Source organism: Streptomyces mayteni, assembly GCF_054783955.1.
In genome coordinates this window covers 1-16,076 of sequence record NZ_BAAGPR010000079.1, presented here as the reverse complement: position 1 = coordinate 16,076, position 16,076 = coordinate 1, and the positions used below count along the sequence as shown (strand labels likewise).

At 76.1% G+C, this 16,076-nt stretch carries 14 protein-coding genes; 4 read left to right on the top strand and 10 right to left on the bottom strand.

Going from position 1 to position 16,076, the window contains the following annotated elements; translation table 11 throughout:
• The first annotated feature begins 1 nt into the window (after window position 1).
• On the top strand, window positions 2-694 hold the full coding sequence (locus ACYVPE_RS27995; RefSeq protein WP_461036514.1) for an HAD family hydrolase: 693 nt from the start codon (window positions 2-4) through the stop codon (window positions 692-694).
• On the opposite strand, the gene ACYVPE_RS27990 is transcribed toward ACYVPE_RS27995, so the two are convergent.
• From ACYVPE_RS27990 to ACYVPE_RS27970, 5 genes are all read right to left on the bottom strand, one after another.
• A complete protein-coding gene (locus tag ACYVPE_RS27990) occupies window positions 684-1,679 on the bottom strand; it encodes an alcohol dehydrogenase catalytic domain-containing protein (RefSeq protein ID WP_461036513.1) in 996 nt (331 codons plus the stop codon). The two genes, ACYVPE_RS27995 and ACYVPE_RS27990, sit on opposite strands and share 11 nt — an antisense overlap.
• Window positions 1,676-3,010 carry an aspartate aminotransferase family protein gene (locus tag ACYVPE_RS27985; protein WP_461036512.1) on the bottom strand — a complete coding sequence of 445 codons (1,335 nt, stop codon included), beginning with the start codon at window positions 3,008-3,010 and terminating at the stop codon, window positions 1,676-1,678. Before ACYVPE_RS27985 ends, ACYVPE_RS27990 begins: the two co-directional genes overlap by 4 nt.
• Window positions 3,003-4,448, bottom strand: a complete 1,446-nt coding sequence (locus ACYVPE_RS27980; RefSeq protein WP_461036511.1) for a trehalose-6-phosphate synthase — start codon at window positions 4,446-4,448, stop codon at window positions 3,003-3,005. Before ACYVPE_RS27980 ends, ACYVPE_RS27985 begins: the two co-directional genes overlap by 8 nt.
• Complete coding sequence (locus ACYVPE_RS27975) at window positions 4,445-5,329, bottom strand: SDR family oxidoreductase (RefSeq protein WP_461036510.1); 885 nt, start codon at window positions 5,327-5,329, stop codon at window positions 4,445-4,447. Before ACYVPE_RS27975 ends, ACYVPE_RS27980 begins: the two co-directional genes overlap by 4 nt.
• An 887-nt stretch (window positions 5,330-6,216) precedes the next feature.
• Complete coding sequence (locus tag ACYVPE_RS27970) at window positions 6,217-7,407, bottom strand: MFS transporter (protein WP_461036509.1); 1,191 nt, start codon at window positions 7,405-7,407, stop codon at window positions 6,217-6,219.
• A gap of 124 nt (window positions 7,408-7,531) precedes the next feature.
• On the opposite strand from ACYVPE_RS27970, the gene ACYVPE_RS27965 reads away from it, so the two are divergent.
• The 3 genes from ACYVPE_RS27965 to ACYVPE_RS27955 are packed head-to-tail and all read left to right on the top strand — an operon-like array spanning window position 7,532 to window position 10,598.
• A complete protein-coding gene (locus ACYVPE_RS27965) occupies window positions 7,532-8,524 on the top strand; it encodes a BadF/BadG/BcrA/BcrD ATPase family protein (protein WP_461036508.1) in 993 nt (330 codons plus the stop codon).
• The gene (locus ACYVPE_RS27960) at window positions 8,521-9,483 is read left to right on the top strand and encodes a sugar phosphate isomerase/epimerase family protein (RefSeq protein WP_461036507.1); all 963 of its coding nucleotides are present in this window, start codon (window positions 8,521-8,523) and stop codon (window positions 9,481-9,483) included. Before ACYVPE_RS27965 ends, ACYVPE_RS27960 begins: the two co-directional genes overlap by 4 nt.
• Window positions 9,477-10,598, top strand: coding sequence for a sugar phosphate nucleotidyltransferase (locus ACYVPE_RS27955; protein WP_461036506.1), 1,122 nt, complete (start codon window positions 9,477-9,479; stop codon window positions 10,596-10,598). The genes ACYVPE_RS27960 and ACYVPE_RS27955 overlap by 7 nt, the downstream gene beginning before the upstream one ends.
• 1 nt (window position 10,599) lies before the next feature.
• Here ACYVPE_RS27955 and ACYVPE_RS27950 read toward each other — a convergent pair whose 3' ends face one another.
• From ACYVPE_RS27950 to ACYVPE_RS27930, 5 genes are all read right to left on the bottom strand, one after another.
• The gene (locus ACYVPE_RS27950) at window positions 10,600-11,454 is read right to left on the bottom strand and encodes a TIGR03619 family F420-dependent LLM class oxidoreductase (RefSeq protein WP_461036505.1); all 855 of its coding nucleotides are present in this window, start codon (window positions 11,452-11,454) and stop codon (window positions 10,600-10,602) included.
• Window positions 11,451-13,043, bottom strand: a complete 1,593-nt coding sequence (locus tag ACYVPE_RS27945) for a GMC family oxidoreductase (protein WP_461036504.1) — start codon at window positions 13,041-13,043, stop codon at window positions 11,451-11,453. The genes ACYVPE_RS27950 and ACYVPE_RS27945 overlap by 4 nt, the downstream gene beginning before the upstream one ends.
• A gap of 17 nt (window positions 13,044-13,060) precedes the next feature.
• Window positions 13,061-13,975, bottom strand: coding sequence for a carbohydrate kinase family protein (locus tag ACYVPE_RS27940; RefSeq protein WP_461036503.1), 915 nt, complete (start codon window positions 13,973-13,975; stop codon window positions 13,061-13,063).
• Complete coding sequence (locus tag ACYVPE_RS27935; RefSeq protein ID WP_461036502.1) at window positions 13,972-15,900, bottom strand: glycosyltransferase; 1,929 nt, start codon at window positions 15,898-15,900, stop codon at window positions 13,972-13,974. Before ACYVPE_RS27935 ends, ACYVPE_RS27940 begins: the two co-directional genes overlap by 4 nt.
• A partial coding sequence (locus ACYVPE_RS27930) for a hypothetical protein (RefSeq protein ID WP_461036501.1) occupies window positions 15,897-16,076 on the bottom strand: 180 nt, incomplete at its 5' end. The genes ACYVPE_RS27930 and ACYVPE_RS27935, both read right to left, overlap by 4 nt.

The window sequence follows — 16,076 nt, the reverse complement described above, 5'->3', positions numbered from 1 at the left end:
GGTGTCTCGACACTTCGACGCCTTCGACGCCGTGTTGTTCGACTACTCGGGAACGCTCTTCGACGACGGTTCGGTGCTGACGCCTGCCGGGGTGTGCGCGCAGGCGGCGCGGCGCGGGGTGGCGCTGGGCGTCGCCGACGCGGCGCGGGTGATCGCGGGGGTGCTGGCGGCGGTGGACTCGCCGGCCGGGCTGACCGCGCGGGAGGGGTGCGACAGGTCCGCCGCGCGGCATCGCGCGGTGTGGACGGGGCTGATGGCGGACGCGGCGCCGGGGGCGCTGGCCGAGGCGGTGTACGCGTGCCTGGCCGACCCCGGCTCGTGGCCGGCGTATCCGGACGCGGCGGGGGTGCTGCGCGGCCTGGCGGGGGCCGGCCTTGGTGTGGGCGTGGTGAGCAACATCGGCTGGGACGTGCGGCCGTCGTTCGCGGCGCTCGGGGTGGCGGAGCTGGTGGGTTCTTTCGCGCTCTCCTGCGAGCGGGGCGCGGTGAAGCCGGAGCCCGAGCTGTTCCTGGCGGCCTGCGAGGAGTTGGGGGTGGCGCCCGGCCGGGCCCTGTTCGTGGGCGACGATCCGGTGAAGGACGGTGCGGCGGCGCGGCTCGGGATGCCGGTCTACCTGCTGCCTGCGGAGCGGCGGGCCGGTCGGCCGCGCGGGCTCGGGGCGGTGTTGGCGCTCGCGGGGGTGGTCAGGGAATGACCAGGGTCTTGCCGAGGGGGCGGCCGTCGGTGTGCGCCCTGAGCAGGGCGGGGAGTCCGTCGAGCGTGGTCTCCTGGCTGATCAGCCGCTCGACGCGGAGCGCCGCCGAGTCGGTGAGGGCCCGGACGGCGGCCGGGTAGTCGGCCGGGCTGGTGCCGTAACTGCCGCCGATCCGCAGGGGTTTGGCGCCCCAGCGGGCCTCGGTGGCGAGTTCGCGGCGGCGCACGGTGTCCAGGTCGCAGTCGAGCCCGGGGAGGGCGTCACCGGGGGCGGTGCCGCCGTAGAGCAGCACGAGGCCGCCGGGCGCGGTCAGCCGCAGGGCGTGGCGCAGCACCTCGGGGCGGACGAAGCTGGTGGCGACGACGGTGACGTCGGCGGCGTCGGGCGGCAGCGCGGCCGGTTCGGCGAGGACGGCGTCGAGGACGTGGCGGCGGCGCAGGAAGTCGAGGCGGTCGGCGCTGCGGTTGGCGAGGGTGACGTCGGCCCCGGTGGTGCCGGCCAGCGCGGCGATCAGCACGCCCGCGGTACCGGCGCCCAGCACGGTGAGCCGGCTGCCGGCCAGTTGGTGGCCGAGGTGGCGGGCGGCGGCGGTCAGGCAGTGGTGGGCGCAGGCCAGGGGCTCGCCGAAGACCAGCCGGCGGGCCGGGGCGTGGCGGGGCAGGCTGGGCAGCGCGTCGAGCAGGGTGGCGGCCGGGCCCGCGACCCACAGGGTGGTGGCGAAGCCGGTGCCGCGCCGCACCGGCACGTTGGGGTCGAGGCCGACCCGGCTGCCGGGAGGCCGCTCGGGGAGGGTGGACTCCTCGACGGTGCCGACGAGTTCGTGGCCGAACTGGCTGACTCCCGGCCGCACTCCGGCGATCTCCTTGAGGTCGGAGCGGCAGACACCGGCGAGTTCGACGCGGACCAGGGCCGCGTGCTCGCCGGCCGGGCGGGGTGCCGGGGTGGTGTGCAACGTCGGCCCGGCCGGGTCGAGTTCGACTCTCATCCGGAGAGCCAGCGGGAGTCGAGCGACGCCACGGCCTCGCCGAAGCGGTCGGCGATCAGGTGGGCCTCGGCGGGGGTGAGGATCAGCGGGGGCCGCAGCTCGATCACGTTGCCCTGGCCATGTTCCGAGACCCGGGTGAGCAGGCCGCGGGCGTGCAGGGCGCGGTGCAGGGCGTGGGTCGCGGCGACCGCCCTGCCGCCGTCCGGTTCGACCAGTTCGACGCCGAGCATCAGGCCGAGGCCGCGGGCCTCGCCGATGACCGGGTGGTCGGCGCGCAGGTCGTTGAGCCGGTCGAGGAGAATGGCGCCGCAGGCCCTGACGTTCGCCAGGAAGCCGGTCCTTTGGACGATCTCCAGGGTCTTGACGGCCGCGGCGGCGGAGAGGGTGAGGCCACCGTAGGTGAAGCCGTGCAGCGAGCGGTCCCAGCCGGCCATCCGCTCCTCGGTGAGGATGGCGGCGAGCGGCAGGCCGCTGCCGGTCATGCCCTTGGAGACGGTCATCAGGTGCGGGCTGACGCCGAACTGTTCGGCCGCGAACATGGTGCCGGTGCGGCCGAAGCCGGTCTGCGCCTCGTCGAAGATCAGCAGGATGCCGCGTTCGTCGCAGAAGCGGCGGAGCTCGGCGAAGTAGCCGGGCGGCGGCACGATGTTGCCGCCGACGCCGCTGATCGGCTCGATCAGCACGCAGGCGACGCTGCCGGAGCTGGCGTGGGTGATGAAGTCGTCGATCCGCTCGACGCACAGCATGCCGCAGGTGGTGGGCTCCTGGCGGTAGAAGCAGCGGTAGCAGTAGGGGTCGGGGACGTGCAGGGCGCCGGGCATCACCAGTGGGAACGGGGCGCGCATCCTGCTGTGCCCGGCGAGGCCGGCGGCGGCCATGGTCTGCCCGACCTGGCCGCGGAAGGGCACGATGACGTCGCGGCGACCGGTGTGGTGCTGGGCGATCTTGACGGCGCCCTCGTTGGCGGTCGAGCCGCCCGAGCTGCGCAGGTTGACGCGGGTGAGCTCGGGCGGGGCGAGCCTGACCAGCTCGGTCATCACGTCGTTGGTGGGGCCGGTCTGGAAGGAGGAGCTGGCGAAGACCAGCTCCTCGGTCTGGGCGCGGACGGCGGCCATCACCTCGGGGTGGTTGTGGCCGAGGATGAGGTTGAAGGTGCCGGAGACGCAGTCCAGGTACTCGCGCCCTGTGCTGTCCCAGCAGCGCACGCCCTCGCCGCGGACCAGCACGGCGTCGCCGAGCTGGTACTGGGCGACCTGGGTGGGGTCGGTGAGGGGATCGGTGGGGGGCTCGGTGCGGGGATCGGTGCGCGGGTCGGGGGCCGGCTCAGGCATGGCGGTCGCGGTGGTCGGCCTCGAGCCCGTCGAGCTGGGCGCGCACCCAGGTCTCCAGGGTCCAGGGGCGGGCGGCGGCGCGGCGGCGGTGGGCGGCCTGGCGGCGTTCGGCGGCGGGCGCGGTGAGCGCGGCGGCGATGGCGAGGGCCTGCTCGCGCAGGTCGAAGGGGTTGACGGTGCGGCAGACGGGCGCCAGCACCTCGGCGGCGCCGCACATCTCGGAGAGGATGACCTCGGCGTCGCGGGTGTTGACCAGCGGCGCCTCGAAGGTGGAGAGGTTCTGGCCGTCCACCGTGGAGTTGAACATCAGCAGGTCGGCGCGCTGGAAGCAGGCGATGGTGTGGTCGACCTCGTTGTCGCAGTGCAGCCGGACGGTCTCCGCCCCGAGGCGGGCGTTGGCCTCGTCGACGGCCTCCTCGACGCGGCGCACGTAGTCGGCGTTGGCCTCGACGTAGAGCCGGTTGGGGTTCATCCTGACCAGCATCCTGGTGCCGCGCAGCCTCGGCTCGGCGCGGTGGGCCGCCACGAAGGCGCGGACGGCGCGTTCGGCGTTCTTCATGGGGTCGGTACGGCCGCTGTGCACGACGAGCGGGGCGTCGCCCGCCCAGTCGGCGATGCCGTCGGGGAGCTTGGGGTCGCGCCCTTCGAGGGTGAGCGGGCTGTAGCCGAGCGGCATGGTGCGGACCCGGCAGCGGTGGCCGCGCCAGTGGACGACGCCGGCCTCGCGGTCGACGCGGGCGTCCGGCAGCAGGTCGGCCACGCAGTCGAGGAAGTTGCGGCACCAGCGGTCGGCGAAGAAGCCGATGGTGGTGGCGGGGAGCATGCCCTCCAGCAGACCGGTGCGCATGGCCTTGGGGAGGATGCGCCAGTAGTCGGGGGAGGGCCACGGTATGTGGACGAAGAGCAGGATCGGCGCGTCGGGGCGGGCGGCCCGCAACCGGGCGGGGACGCCGACGAGTTGGTAGTCGTGCACCAGGTAGGACGGCTCGGGGGTGTCGGCCGAGGAGTCGAGCAGGGCGCGGGCGAAGTCGTCGGTGAACTCGGCGAACCGGCCCATGGCGGCGTGCGTCGCGTCGTCGAAGGCGGGGGTGGTCCAGCGGTCCCAGCCGTAGTTGTTGGCGGCCCACAGCAGCTCGGCGGTGAGGTGGTTCTGCACGACGTCGAAGGTCTCGCGGTCGTGGCGCAGCAGCCGGATCCGGATGTCGCGGCCCGAGCTGAGGGCGAGGGTCAGGCCCGCGGGGTTCTCGCGGGCGGCGCGGTGGTCGTCGTCGGTGTCGGCGCTGGCGATCCAGGACACGTCGAGCACGCCGGCCTGTTCCGCCACCACGTTGCCGGTGCCGCCGGGCGCCAGCCAGGGGCGGAGTCTCCCGGTGTCCGGCTCTGGGGCGTAGGTGACGGCGGCCCGCTTGCTCGCCAGGAACAGATGGCGGTCGGTCATGGCGGCTCCTCTCCCGCGGCGATGAGCCGGGTGCTGGCGTCGAGGACGTCGACCGGTTCGAGCCCTCGGAGTTCGGGGATGGTGGCGGCGCGTTCGCTGTGCAGGCAGGCGTTGCGGGGGCGGCAGGCGTAGGCGGTGTCGTCCCGGGGCGCGGCGCGGGCCAGCGCGGGGTCGGCGCCCTGGGCGCGGGCGATGTGCCGGGCCCAGTCGAGCCGGCTGAGCCGCCGCGGCCCGCCGAGGTGGAGCACGCCGGTGTGCTCGGTGAGGAGCAGGGCCGCCGTCCAGGCGGCGACGTCGTCGGCGAGCACCGGGGTGTTCCAGTGGTCGTCGGGCACGGCGACGGGCTCCCCTGCGGCGAGGCGGAGCGCGCTGGTGGTGAAGAAGTTGGGCCGCAGGCCGGCCCGGTCCCAGCCGTAGACCAGGCTGACGCGGAGGGCCAGGGCGTTGCCGGTGGCGAGCAGTGCCTGCTCGGCGGCGAGCTTGGCGCGGCCGTAGGCGTTGGCGGGCGCGGTGGGGTCGGACTCGCCGTAGCTGGTGCGGTCGCCGGGGAAGACGTTGTCGGTGGAGATCATCAGCGCCCGGCGGCCGTCGAGCAACGCGGCGAGCCGGCGGGCACCGCCGTGGTGGGCGGCGTCCGCCAGGCCGGGGTTGGCCTCGCACCAGGTGATGTCGGACGGGCCGTGCACGGTGACGACGGTGTCGGCGCGGGCGGTGGCGAGCAGCCGGGTGAGCGAGTCGGGGTCGACGACGTCGGCGGGCAGCCAGTCGAGGCCGCGAGTGCCGGGGGTGTCGGGCCGGTGCCGGGAACTGAGCACCGGCCGGTGCCCGAGCGCGGCGAGCCGCCGCCCCACGTGGCCGGCGAGATAGCCGGCACCGACCACCAGGACCCGGCTCCCGGCGCCGGGACGGCTAGCGCCGGAGCGGCTGGCGCCTGGCCCACCAGGATCGGAGGCATCGGCGCCGGGTGCGATCGCGCCGGGGCCACGCCCCGGTCGGCTGGCGCCTGCCGGTCCGGCGTCGGAGGCGCCGGGACCGGGATCGGTCGCGCCGGGGCAGCGCCCCGGTCCGCTGCCGCCGGGACGGCTGGCCCCCGGCCCACCGGCGCCGGGGGCGCCGAGGTTCGGCCCGCCGGCGTCGGAGCGGCTGGCGCCGGGGCCGCCAGCATTCGGCCCACCGGCACCAGGGCCACTGGCCCCTGGCCCGCCGGCGTCGAAGCGACCGACACGTGGGGCGCTCGCGCCGGGGCCACCCTCCGGCCGGCTCGCACCGGGCCGGCTGGCATCGGGTCCACCGGCACCGGGGGCGCAGCCCTCCGGGCCGACGACACCGGAGGCGCCGACGCCCGGCCCGCCGATGTCGGGACCGCTGGTACCGGGGGCGCCGGCCCTCGGCCCGCTGACGCCAGGGCCACTGACGCGGAGGCGGCTGGCCCCTGGCCCGCCGGCGTCGAAGCGACCGACACGGGGGGCGCTCGCGCCGGGGCCACCCTCCGGCCGGCTCGCTCCAGGGCAACTGGCGTCGGGGGCTGGGACGTTCGGCCAGCCGACGTCGGGGCGGCCGGCACTGGCCCCACCGGCACCGGGGGCGTAGCCCCCCAGGCCGAGGACACCGGGTCCGCCAACACTCGACCCACCGACCCCCGGTCGGCTGGCACCGGGGCCGCTGGCACCCGAGGCGCCGGCGTCGAGGCGGCTGACACCTGGCTCGCGGGCCACCTGGCGGCCGGCACCGAGCCCGTCGGCGCCGGGGCCGTTCAGCGCCGGGCCGCTCACACCAGGGCTCCCGCTTGGGCCGCCCCGGCCTGAGGGGCCAGCAGGCGGGTGCCGCGGGCGGCGAGGATGACGAGGAGGCCGCCGGCCGCGACCAGGCCGAGCGCGGTGGGCAGGCTGAGCCAGCCGGCGAGGCTGCCGACCAGCGGCGGGCTGGAGAGGAACCCGGCGTAGGAGGCCGTGGTGACGGCGGAGATGATGGTGGCGCGTTGGCCCTGGCCCGCGGCGCGGCCGGCCGCGGCGAGCAGCGTGGGCAGCACGGGCGCGAGACCGATGCCGGCGATCGCGAAGCCGACCAGGGCGACGGCCGGGGTGCCGGCCATCGCGGCGCCGGCGATGCCGAGGCCGCCGAGCGCGCCGCCGAGGGTCACCAGGGTGCGCTCGCCGAGGCGGGCGCCGCGCCACTGGGCGAGCATCCGGCCGCCGGAGAGCCCGGCCATGTAGGCGGCGGGGCCGAAGCTGGCGAGCAGCGGCCCGGTGTCGAGCTGGTCCTCCAGGTGGATGGCTCCCCACTGCTCGACGGCGTTCTCCATGAAGAGGACGACGGCGCCGATCGCGCCGATCACCAGCAGCGGGCCGGTGATCAGCCGGGGGCCGCGGGTGGGCTGGCGGCGGCGGTCGGCGCCGGTGGGCTCGGGTTCGCGCCAGCCTTCCGGGTCGACGGCGAGGGCCGCGCTGGCGGCGACCAGCAGGGCGATCACGGTGAGCACGGCCAGCTTGGAGGCGCCGAGTTCGCGGGCCAGGCCCACGGAGGGGGCGGCCAGCACCATCACCAACGGGGTGACGGCGTGCACCTTGTTGAAGAGCCGGGCGCCGTCGCGGGCCTCGTGGGCCGCGGTGGTGGCGTTGAGCGCGACCTCGATCGCGCCGCTGGCGCCGCCGACCAGCAGCAGGGCCGCGGTGAACGTCACCCGGTCGGGGGCCAGCCCGACGACGAACACGCTGCCGGCGAAGATCGCGGTCACCACGGGCAGCACCCGGTGACCGAACCGTCTGGCGAGCCGCCCGGTGAGCAGCATGGCGGGCACCGCGCCCACCGGCACCGCGAACAGGGCCAGGCCCAACTCCTGGTCGCTCAGCCCGAGATCGTTCTTGATCTGGGGAATCAGCGGCGCCCAGCCGCCCCAGAAGAGGCCCCAACTGCCGGCTACCGCGAGGAGCCCCGACACCCCGCCGTTCCCAAGCCGCACTCCGCGCTCCGTTCACCCCGTTGTGATCCAGGTCGCACACCACTATCGCGCAGCCCCTGGTACAAAACCAGGCCGCCTCGTAGCGTGGGGTAATGGACATGCCACCGACAGCGGCGGAGGCACCATGGGCGACCTGGCCGACGTGCGGTTCTGGGCGATCGACGCGGGGGGTAGTTCGACCACCGCGTTACTTGACGACGGGTCACGGTGGAGACGTGGCTCGATCAATCCGGCCTCGGTCGGCGAGCACGCCGCCGAGCGCGAACTGCGCGGCCTGCTGGACGATCTGACGGTCGGACTCGGCTCCGCGGCGGCCGGTTCGGCACGCGGCTGGCTGGCCACCGCCACGGTGGACGCCGGCGCCGCGCGGGGCGACGTCGACCGGTTGGCGGCGAGCGTGCGGGCGAGCGGCCTCGGCGGGCCGCTGGTGGTCTCGCGGGACGTGCTGCCGCTGCTGCTCGCTCCCCCACTCGCCGGCCGCGGGGTCGCGGTGGTGTGCGGCACGGGCTCCGGCTTCGTCGCCTCGGACGGCGCCCGGCCGCCGGTGTCGGTGGGCGGCTGCGAGTACCTGGGCAGCGACGAGGGCAGCGCCTTCGCGCTCGGCCTCGACGGGCTGCGGGCGGCCGTCCGCGGCCTGGACGGGCGGGGCGCGCCGACCGCGCTCGGCGCCGAGTTGACGGCCCAGTTCGGCTCCCCGGTGCGGGAGTTGGCCCGCGAGCTGGCAGCCAGGCCGTTCCCCAAGGCGGCCGTCGCGGCGCTGGCGCCCGTGGTGTGCCGCTGTTGGCTGGCCGGGGACCCGGTGGCCGGCGAGGTGGTGGCACGGGCCCTGGACGACCTGGTGGCCGCGGTGCGGGCGGCCCGCGACCTGGCCGGCCTCGAAGGCGACTGGACGGCGGCGCTCAACGGCGGGGTGTTCCGCGGCTGCCCGGAGTTCGCCGCCGCGCTGGGCCGGCGGCTGGTGGCCGAGCTCGGCGCCGCCGGCCCGCCGGAGCCGGTGGCCGATCCGGCCGCACGGGTGCTGGCCGCGCTGCGCGCGTGCCAGGGCGGGCTGCCAGGGACGCTGGCGGGCTGGGCCTGGAGCGTCGGCCCCACGACACGGGAGGGGGTACCGGGATGAGCGCGGGACCGATCGAACTCGGCCTCTGTCTGGCGGCGTTCGCGCCGGCCGGACTCGACGGGGCGTTGGCCGCCGCCGCGCGCGACGGGGTGCGGGTGGTCGACCTGCCGGCCGACTCGACCTTCGGCCTGGTCGACCCCGACCGGCTGGCGGACGCCGGTCACCACGCGGAGCTGCGGGCCCGGCTGGCCGCCGCCGGCGTCGAGGTGGGTTGCGTCAGCAACAGCCGGGACACCCAGCTGCTGCTCGGCCCGCACGGCCCGCACACCGACCCGGTGTCGCCGGGCCCGCCGGAGGCGAAGCGGGCCCACGGGCTGCGGGCCGCCCTCGGCACGGTGCGGCTGGCCGCCGGCCTCGGCGCGCCGCTGGCCCGGCTGATGCTGGGCGTCCCCGACCTGGCGCGCTGGCTGTCCTGGTGGGGCAGCGAGGTGAGTTGGCAGGACAACGTGGACGCCTGGGCCGAGGCCGCGGCCCCGATCCTGGAGCTGGCCGACGAGTCGGGGGTACGGGTGGTGGTGGAACCGCATCCGAAGCAGGTGGCCTACGATCCGGCGAGCGCCCGGGCGCTGCTCGCGGCGGCGGACGGCGTGGGGCTCTGCGTGGACCCGGCGAACCTGGCGGCCACCGGGCACGACCCGGTGCGAGCGGTGCGCGGCTGGGGCGACCGGCTGGCCGCCGTGCACGCCAAGGACCTCCAGCGGTGGCGCGATCCCGGGGATCCGCCGGGCGCCGGCTGGTCGCGCTACGGCCCTGGCCCGGCGATCCGGTTCCGGACGCTGGGCGCCGGCGAGCTGCCCTGGCCGTCGATCGTGGCGGCGCTGCTCGACGAGGGGTACCGGGGCGTGCTCTACGTGGAGCACGAGGACGCGCTGTTGCCCACCGCGCAGGGCGCGGCCACCTCGCTCGCCGCGCTGCGGGCGTTGCTGCCGAACGAGCGGGCGGAGGGGCGGACGTGGTGAGCCTTCCCGGGGTGCGCGGGGCGCTGCTGGCCGGCGGTCTCGGGCAGCGGATGGGTCCGTTGACGGCCGAGGTGTGCAAGCCGCTTGTGCCCTACGCGGCGTCCTGCCGGCTGGTCGACTTCAGCCTGGCCAACGCGGTGCGCTCCGGCCTCTCCGAGCTGGTGCTGCTGTCGTTGCACCGCGAGTCCGACCTGGTGGACCACCTGCTGCGGCACTGGGACCACCACCCGGGCACCCGGCTGCACTTCGGGCCGCACGACGCGCTGCTGCGCTCCGGCGGCGGCCCAGGTCCCGGATATGGGCCCGGCGGGCGGCTGCCGGAGCGGCCGGCCGAACGGGGCACGGCGGACGCCCTGTCGGCGAACGAGGAGTACCTGTTCGCGCCGGGGGCCCGCGATCTGCTGGTGCAACACGCCGACCACGTCTACCTGTTCGGCTACGGGCCGATGCTGGCCGCGCACCGCGCGTCGGGCGCGGACTGCACGATCGGCGTGCAGCGCATCGAGCGGCGGTACGTCCGACTGTTCGGCATGGTCGAGGTGGACGAGCTGTGGCGGGTGCGCGCACTGGTAGAGAAGCCCGAACACCCCACCTCCGACCTGGTGTTCACCGCCTTCTGCCTGTTCCGGATCGAGGCGCTGCGCGAGGTGCTCGCCACCCTCGCGGCGCGCGGCGCGGACGGCTGGCAGCACGACATCAGCCGGGACGTGCTGCCCGAACTGATCGCCGCGGGCCGGGCGGTGACGGCGTTCCCGGTCGACGGCTACTGGGCGGACATCGGCACCGTCGAGCGCTACCACTCGGAGCAGCTTCGGCTGCTGAGCCGGCCGCACCCGCTGCCGCCCGCGCGGCTGCCGCGCACCCTGCCGGGCGCGGCGCCGCGCGTCGCGCCGGAGTCCGGCAGCCTGCTCGGCGGCCCGGCCCCGGACGGCGCCACGGTGCGCGACAGCGTGCTGCACCCGGGCGGCCGGGTGGAGCCCGGCGCCCTGGTGGAGCGCTCCGTGGTGCTGCCCGGCGCCACGGTGGCGGCCGGGGTGACCGTCCGGGACAGCCTGGTGCTGGCCGGCGAACGGCTGACCGTCGACCGGGAGGGGCTCGCGCCGCTCGCGGGGTGAGTCAGACGTCGGCCGCGGGCCGCAGCAGGGTCGCGGCGAACTCCTCGAAGGCGTCGGGGAGTTCGTCGAGCGGCACCTGCGGCGGGTAGACCAGGGCGCGGGTGACGCCGAGCGCGGCCAGCTCGCCGACCCGCTCCGGGGTGGCCGGGGCGGCCTCGGCGATCAGCTGGATGGCGTCCGGGTCGCGTCCCGCGGCCTCGGCGGCCGCCCGGCAGACGGCGAACAGCGGCACCGGGTCGGCGACGGCCGGGAAGAAGCCGTCGGCGAGCCGGCCGGCCCGGCGGGCCGCGGCCCGGCTGTGGCCGCCGAGGATCAGCGGGATCCGGCCCGCCGGCTTGGGGTGGCAGCGGGCCCTGGTGAAGCGGTGGTAGCGGCCGGCGAAGGTCTCCTCGCCGCTCCACAGGGCGCGCAGCACGGCCACGTACTCCTCGAAGCGGGCGGCCCGGTCCTCGAAGTCCACGCCCACGGCGGCGAACTCCTCGCGGAACCAACCGAGTCCGAGGCCCAGGTCGAGCCGCCCGCCCGAGTAGAAGTCGAGCGTGGCGGCCTCCTTGGCGAGCACCACCGGGTTGCGCTGCGGCAGGATCAGCATGCCGGTGACCAGACGTACCCGGTGGCTGAGCGCGGCCGCGTAGGCGAGCCAGGCGAGCGGGTCGGGGTAGGGCCACTCGGCGGGCACCGGCATCCGGCCGTCGTCCGCGTAGGGGTAGGGGGTTCGGGGGTCGGCGGGCAGCACGACGTGCTCGGGCACCCACAGCGACTCGACGCCGTGCCGCTCGGCGAGGTCGACGATCAGCCGCGTGGCGGCCGGCGAGTCGAACGGCGGCATGTTCGGCGAGAGCAGTCCGATCCTCATCGGGCCGCCACCCCCGCCGTGGTCAGCCGCTGGGCGAGCAGCGAGGCCACCGCCACGGTGGTGAGGTGGGTGTTGGCCCGCGGGATCACCGGCATCAACGAGGCGTCGGCGACATGGACGTTGGCGAGGCCGTGCACCCGGCCGTCCGGGCCCGCCACGGCCATCGGGTCGTCCTCCGGGCCCATGGCGCAGGTGCCGACCGGGTGCCAGTAGCCGCTGGCGGCGGCCCGGACGGCGGCCGGCTCGCGCTCGGCCCCGGTGGTCGGCCTGACGCCGGCGAGCCCGGCCAGCGGCCCGGCGGCGGCGAGGTCGCGGGCCAGGTCGAGGCCGTCGAGGACGACCCGGATGTCGTGGCCCTCCTGGTCGGTGAAGAAGCCGTGGTCGATCTCCGGCGAGGCCGTCGGGTCGAGGGAGGCGGCACGGACCCGGCCGCGGGACCTGGGGGCCATCACGAAGACGTAGAGGCCGGCGGAGAGCGGCCCGTTGTAGAAGCCCTGGGCGTCCTCGGCCGGGCCGGCGGACGGAACGATGTGCAGGTCCCAGTCGTCGTCGACGGCCTGGCTGGAACGGGCCTTGACGACGCTCTGCGCGAAGTAGGACTCGGCGGCGTCCGGCATCCGCTCGGCCAGGGCGCTCGTCGGGTCGAGCATCAGCCCGAGCGAGCCGTGGTCGGTCAGGTTCTCCCCCACCCCGGGCAGCGGCAGCACCACAGGGGCGCCAAGCCTGCGCAGTTCGGGCTCCGGGCCGACGCCGCTGCGGATCAGCAGCGGCGGGGTGCCGTAGCTGCCGCAGGCGAGCACCACTCTGCCGGCCCGCACGGTGAGCGGGCGGCCGGCGTGGACGGCGGCCAGGCCGGTGGCGCGGTCGCCGGCGAACAGCAGCCGGTCGGCGTGGGTGTCGGGCAGGACGCGCAGGTTGGGGCGGTCGCGGGCCGGGTCGAGGTAGGCGAACGCGGCGTGCCAGCGGGTGCCGCCGACCGCGTTGAGCGGGACCCAGCCGATGCCCTCGCTGGCGTCGTCGGCGTTGACGTCCGGCAGGAACGGCAGGCCGAGGGCGCCGGCCGCCTCGATCACGGCGTGGTGCCAGGGGGTCTGGTCCTCGGAGGGCACCGACCGCACCCGGAGGGTGGCCATGGCCTCGGCGAGGTGCGGGCGCAGCGCCTCGTGGGTGATGGCGCCGCCGGACGGCGGGCGCCAGGCGTCGTAGTCGGCGGCCGCGCCGAGGGTGGCCCAGCAGCCGTTGTGGGCCGAGGAGCCGCCGACGACGCGGGCCCGGGCGCAGCAGGGCGGGGCGGCGAGGTCCCAGTCGTGGCCGCGGGCCGCCGAGCGGGCGTCGAGCAGCTCGGCGGGCCAGCGCCGGGGGTCGAACGGGCCGTGGTCAGGGCCGGCTTCGAGGAGCAGCACGGTGTGGTTCCGGTCCTCGCTGAGCCGGGCGGCGAGGACGCAGCCGGCGGCGCCGGCGCCGACTATCACGGTGTCGGCGGTGAGTGTGTCGGCCGGTTCCGGGTCGCGGTCCGCGTTCGGGATCAGGATCGGGTTCTGGTTCGGGCTCGGGGTCGGGGTCTCGTTCGGGGTGCGGGTGCCGGTCATGGGGCTCCCTTTCCGGGTCAGGAGAGTGCGCTGTCGAGCTCCTCCTCGGTGATGAAGGAGGTGTGGGTGCCTGCGGTGGCGCAGGCGTGCGCGCCGGCCGCCGAGCCGGCCCGCATGGCGGTCGGCCAGTCGGCGCCGCCGAGTCGGGCGTACAGGAAGCCGGCGACGTAGCTGTCGCCGGCGCCGTTGGTGTCGACCACCCGGCCGCCGGGCACCGGCGCGGCCGGCAGCCGGCGCAGCGGCTGTCCTGGCAGCGCCAGGTGGCTGCCCTCGCCGCCGGCCATGGCGACCACGGCGGCGGCCCGGCCCTTGGCGAGGATGGCGCGGGCGACGTCCTCGGTGCGGTCGCCGAGCGCCGCGGTGGAGACGAAGACCAGGTCGGCGCCGTAGGCGAAGTCGCGGTGGTACTCGCTCTCGCCGTCCCAGTCGTGCAGGTCGGTCGAGGTGGGGACGCGGGCGGCGACGGCCTCGGCCAGGGCGTGCCGCGCCCAGTCCATGATGGAGACGTGGACGTGCCCGGCGCGGCCGAGCGCCGGCCGGTAGAGGTCGGGGTCGACGGCCATCCCGACGGGGTGCCTGGCGTCGTAGAGGGAGAGCCGGTGGCCGTGCCTGTCCACCAGGTTGACGCTGCGTCGGGTGCCGCTCGGGTGGATCCGGTGGTCGAAGGAGAGCCCGATCCTGGCGTAGCTCTCGGTGATCAGCTCGCCCTCGTAGTCGGCGCCGATCACGTCGGCGAGGTGGGTGCGCAGGCCGAGGTGGTGGCAGCCGAGCGCGACGCCGTTGCCGGTGTGGGCGACGTACCGCTCGATGGGCGGCACCATGATGGAGTCCCGGACGGGGAGCGGGAGTTCGGGGACGCGGACGATGGTGTCCACGCCCACTCCCCCGATCACGAACATGTCGAACTGCGTCCTGGGGCTTCGGTCGGTCACGTGTCGTCCCTCTGCTGCGGCGCCCGGCTCGGCGCGTCGAGCGCGGCCCAGCCGACCCGGCCGTCGGCGCGGGTGACGAGCAGCGCGACCGCCGGCTCGGCGGCTGCCGGCACCGTACCGGTGAAGGCGCCGGTCGGGTCGGCGGTCAGCGGCCATGTCGTGGTGGAGCGCACCACGTCCACCGTCCTGGCGTCGGCGGCGCGGTAGGCGATCCGCCAACCGTCCTGGCCCGCCGGTTCCACGGTGCCGGTGCCGGGCGCGGGCGCGGCGGGCGCGGGGGCCGGGCGGTGCGGGGTGAGGGTGCCGGCGCGGACGCCGGCGAAGACGGCGTGGAAGGTGGCGGCGACCCGCTTCCAGGTGAAGCCGCGCGCGGTGCGGACGGCGTTGGCCCGCAGCCTGGCCAGCTCCTCGGGCGGCGCCGCGAGCAGCCGGTCGACCTGGGCCTCGATGGCGGCCACCAGGGCGGGGTCGTCGGCGCGGAAGGAGCGGGGCAGCGCGGCGCCGGTGGCCTCGGGGTGGTCGGGGGGCCTGGCGTGACCGAAGTGGGCCATGCCGAGTTGGGCGGTGGCGACGGGCACCGCGCCGCAGGCCATCGCCTCGCCCATGGCGAGCAGGAAGGTGTCCATCTCGAACTTCGAGGGGAACAGGCAGAGTTCGGCGGCGCAGGCCAGCTCGATCAGCTCTGCCTCGGGGACCGGCTCGGTGGAGAGCCAGACGGCGCCCGGGTGGGCCTCGGCGAGCCCGGTCAGCTCGGGGTCGGTCAGCGGCAGCGGGCTGAGGCAGTGCAGCACGGCGTTGAACCGCCGTCCCCCGTCGAGGAGTCGGCGCAGCGCGCGGGCCAACTCGCGCTGCCCCTTGTGGTGGATGGCGTACCGGGCGTTGTGGTAGATCGTGGGCCGCGCCGGGTCGAGGCCGTGGCGGCGCAGCACGGCGGCCCGGTCGACGCGGGCGCGGTCCGCGGCCAGCCAGGCGGGGCCGACGGCGCAGCCGCCGACCACCAACCGGTCGGCGGCCAGGTCGAGTTCCCGGCGCACCCGGAGGCGTTGGAAGAGCGCCTGGGCCGGCGTGTCGCGCTGGGTCGTCACGTGTTCGAGCTGGCCGGGCGAGAGGAAGTCGAGGGCGGAGGCGGTCCTGGCGACCAGCGCGAGGCCGCTGACGTAGTCGTGTCCCGGGCGCTCGGGGTACTCGTTGTAGAGGTGGGTGGCCGGCAGGTAGCCGCGCATCGCCCGCTCCAGCGGGCTCTCGAGCGGCGGGTCGGCGAGGCCGGCGGCGGGCGTCTCGTCGGCGCCCAGGTAGCGGAGCAGGGCGCGGGCCTCCGGGCCGTACACCTTCTTGTTGACCGGCATGTTGCTCTGCACGGTGCAGACGGTCTCGGCGCCGGCCCGCCGCAGCGGGGCCGGCATCAGGTAGTGGTAGTAGGGCTCGTGGAGGTGGACGACGGTGCCGGGGGGCATGGTGCGGATCAGGTGGCGGGTGGCGGCCAGTTGGAAGAGCAGCGGCTTGAGGAAGCCGAGGTCGCGGCCCTTGGACTCGTAGGGCGGGTAGAACGTCTCGGGGTGCTCGTCGAGCGGCCCGCCGGCGAGCAGCACCACCTCGACGCCGTCCACGGTGATCCGGTGGGCGGTGACCTCGGCGGTGATCCGGGCGGCCGGGCCGTGTTCTGGCCAGACGGCGGGGTCGAGCGGAATCTCCACATCGATGGTGTCGACGTGTCCGAGGTCGGTGACGTCGTGGTGGCGGCGCAGCTCGGGGACGGTGCCGTGGGCGGCGGTGAGGCCGCTGACGGCCAGGCCGCGGTCGCGCAGGGCCCGGCTGAGGTTCCAGAGGTAGACGGAGATGCCGCCCTTGACGAAGCGGTGGTCGAAGCCGCCGAACTCGAAGTGGCACTCGACGACGTTGCTCGGCTCGGTACTCGACTCGGTCAACCGCGCGGGCTCCCTTCCTGGGTGGAGACGAACTCCCGGAGCGAGATCCAGGTGAGGTCGGCGTAGTAGTCGGCGTCCGGGTCGCCGGCGCGTTCGCCGTGGTAGCGCAACTCGTGCAGGAGCCGCAGCAGATAGGGGACGCGGAGCGCGTCCTGGGCGGTGCCGGCGGTGAGCCG

What these genes read in the sequence shown, in the direction of transcription:
- ACYVPE_RS27990 (WP_461036513.1), bottom strand. Translation starts at nt 1,679, where the DNA reads ATGAGAGTCGAACTCGACCCGGCCGGGCCGACGTTGCACACCACCCCG.
- ACYVPE_RS27985 (WP_461036512.1), bottom strand. Translation starts at nt 3,010, where the DNA reads ATGCCTGAGCCGGCCCCCGACCCGCGCACCGATCCCCGCACCGAGCCC.
- ACYVPE_RS27945 (WP_461036504.1), bottom strand. Translation starts at nt 13,043, where the DNA reads ATGACCGGCACCCGCACCCCGAACGAGACCCCGACCCCGAGCCCGAAC.
- ACYVPE_RS27965 (WP_461036508.1), top strand. Translation starts at nt 7,532, where the DNA reads ATGGGCGACCTGGCCGACGTGCGGTTCTGGGCGATCGACGCGGGGGGT.
- ACYVPE_RS27960 (WP_461036507.1), top strand. Translation starts at nt 8,521, where the DNA reads ATGAGCGCGGGACCGATCGAACTCGGCCTCTGTCTGGCGGCGTTCGCG.
- ACYVPE_RS27980 (WP_461036511.1), bottom strand. Translation starts at nt 4,448, where the DNA reads ATGACCGACCGCCATCTGTTCCTGGCGAGCAAGCGGGCCGCCGTCACC.
- ACYVPE_RS27950 (WP_461036505.1), bottom strand. Translation starts at nt 11,454, where the DNA reads ATGAGGATCGGACTGCTCTCGCCGAACATGCCGCCGTTCGACTCGCCG.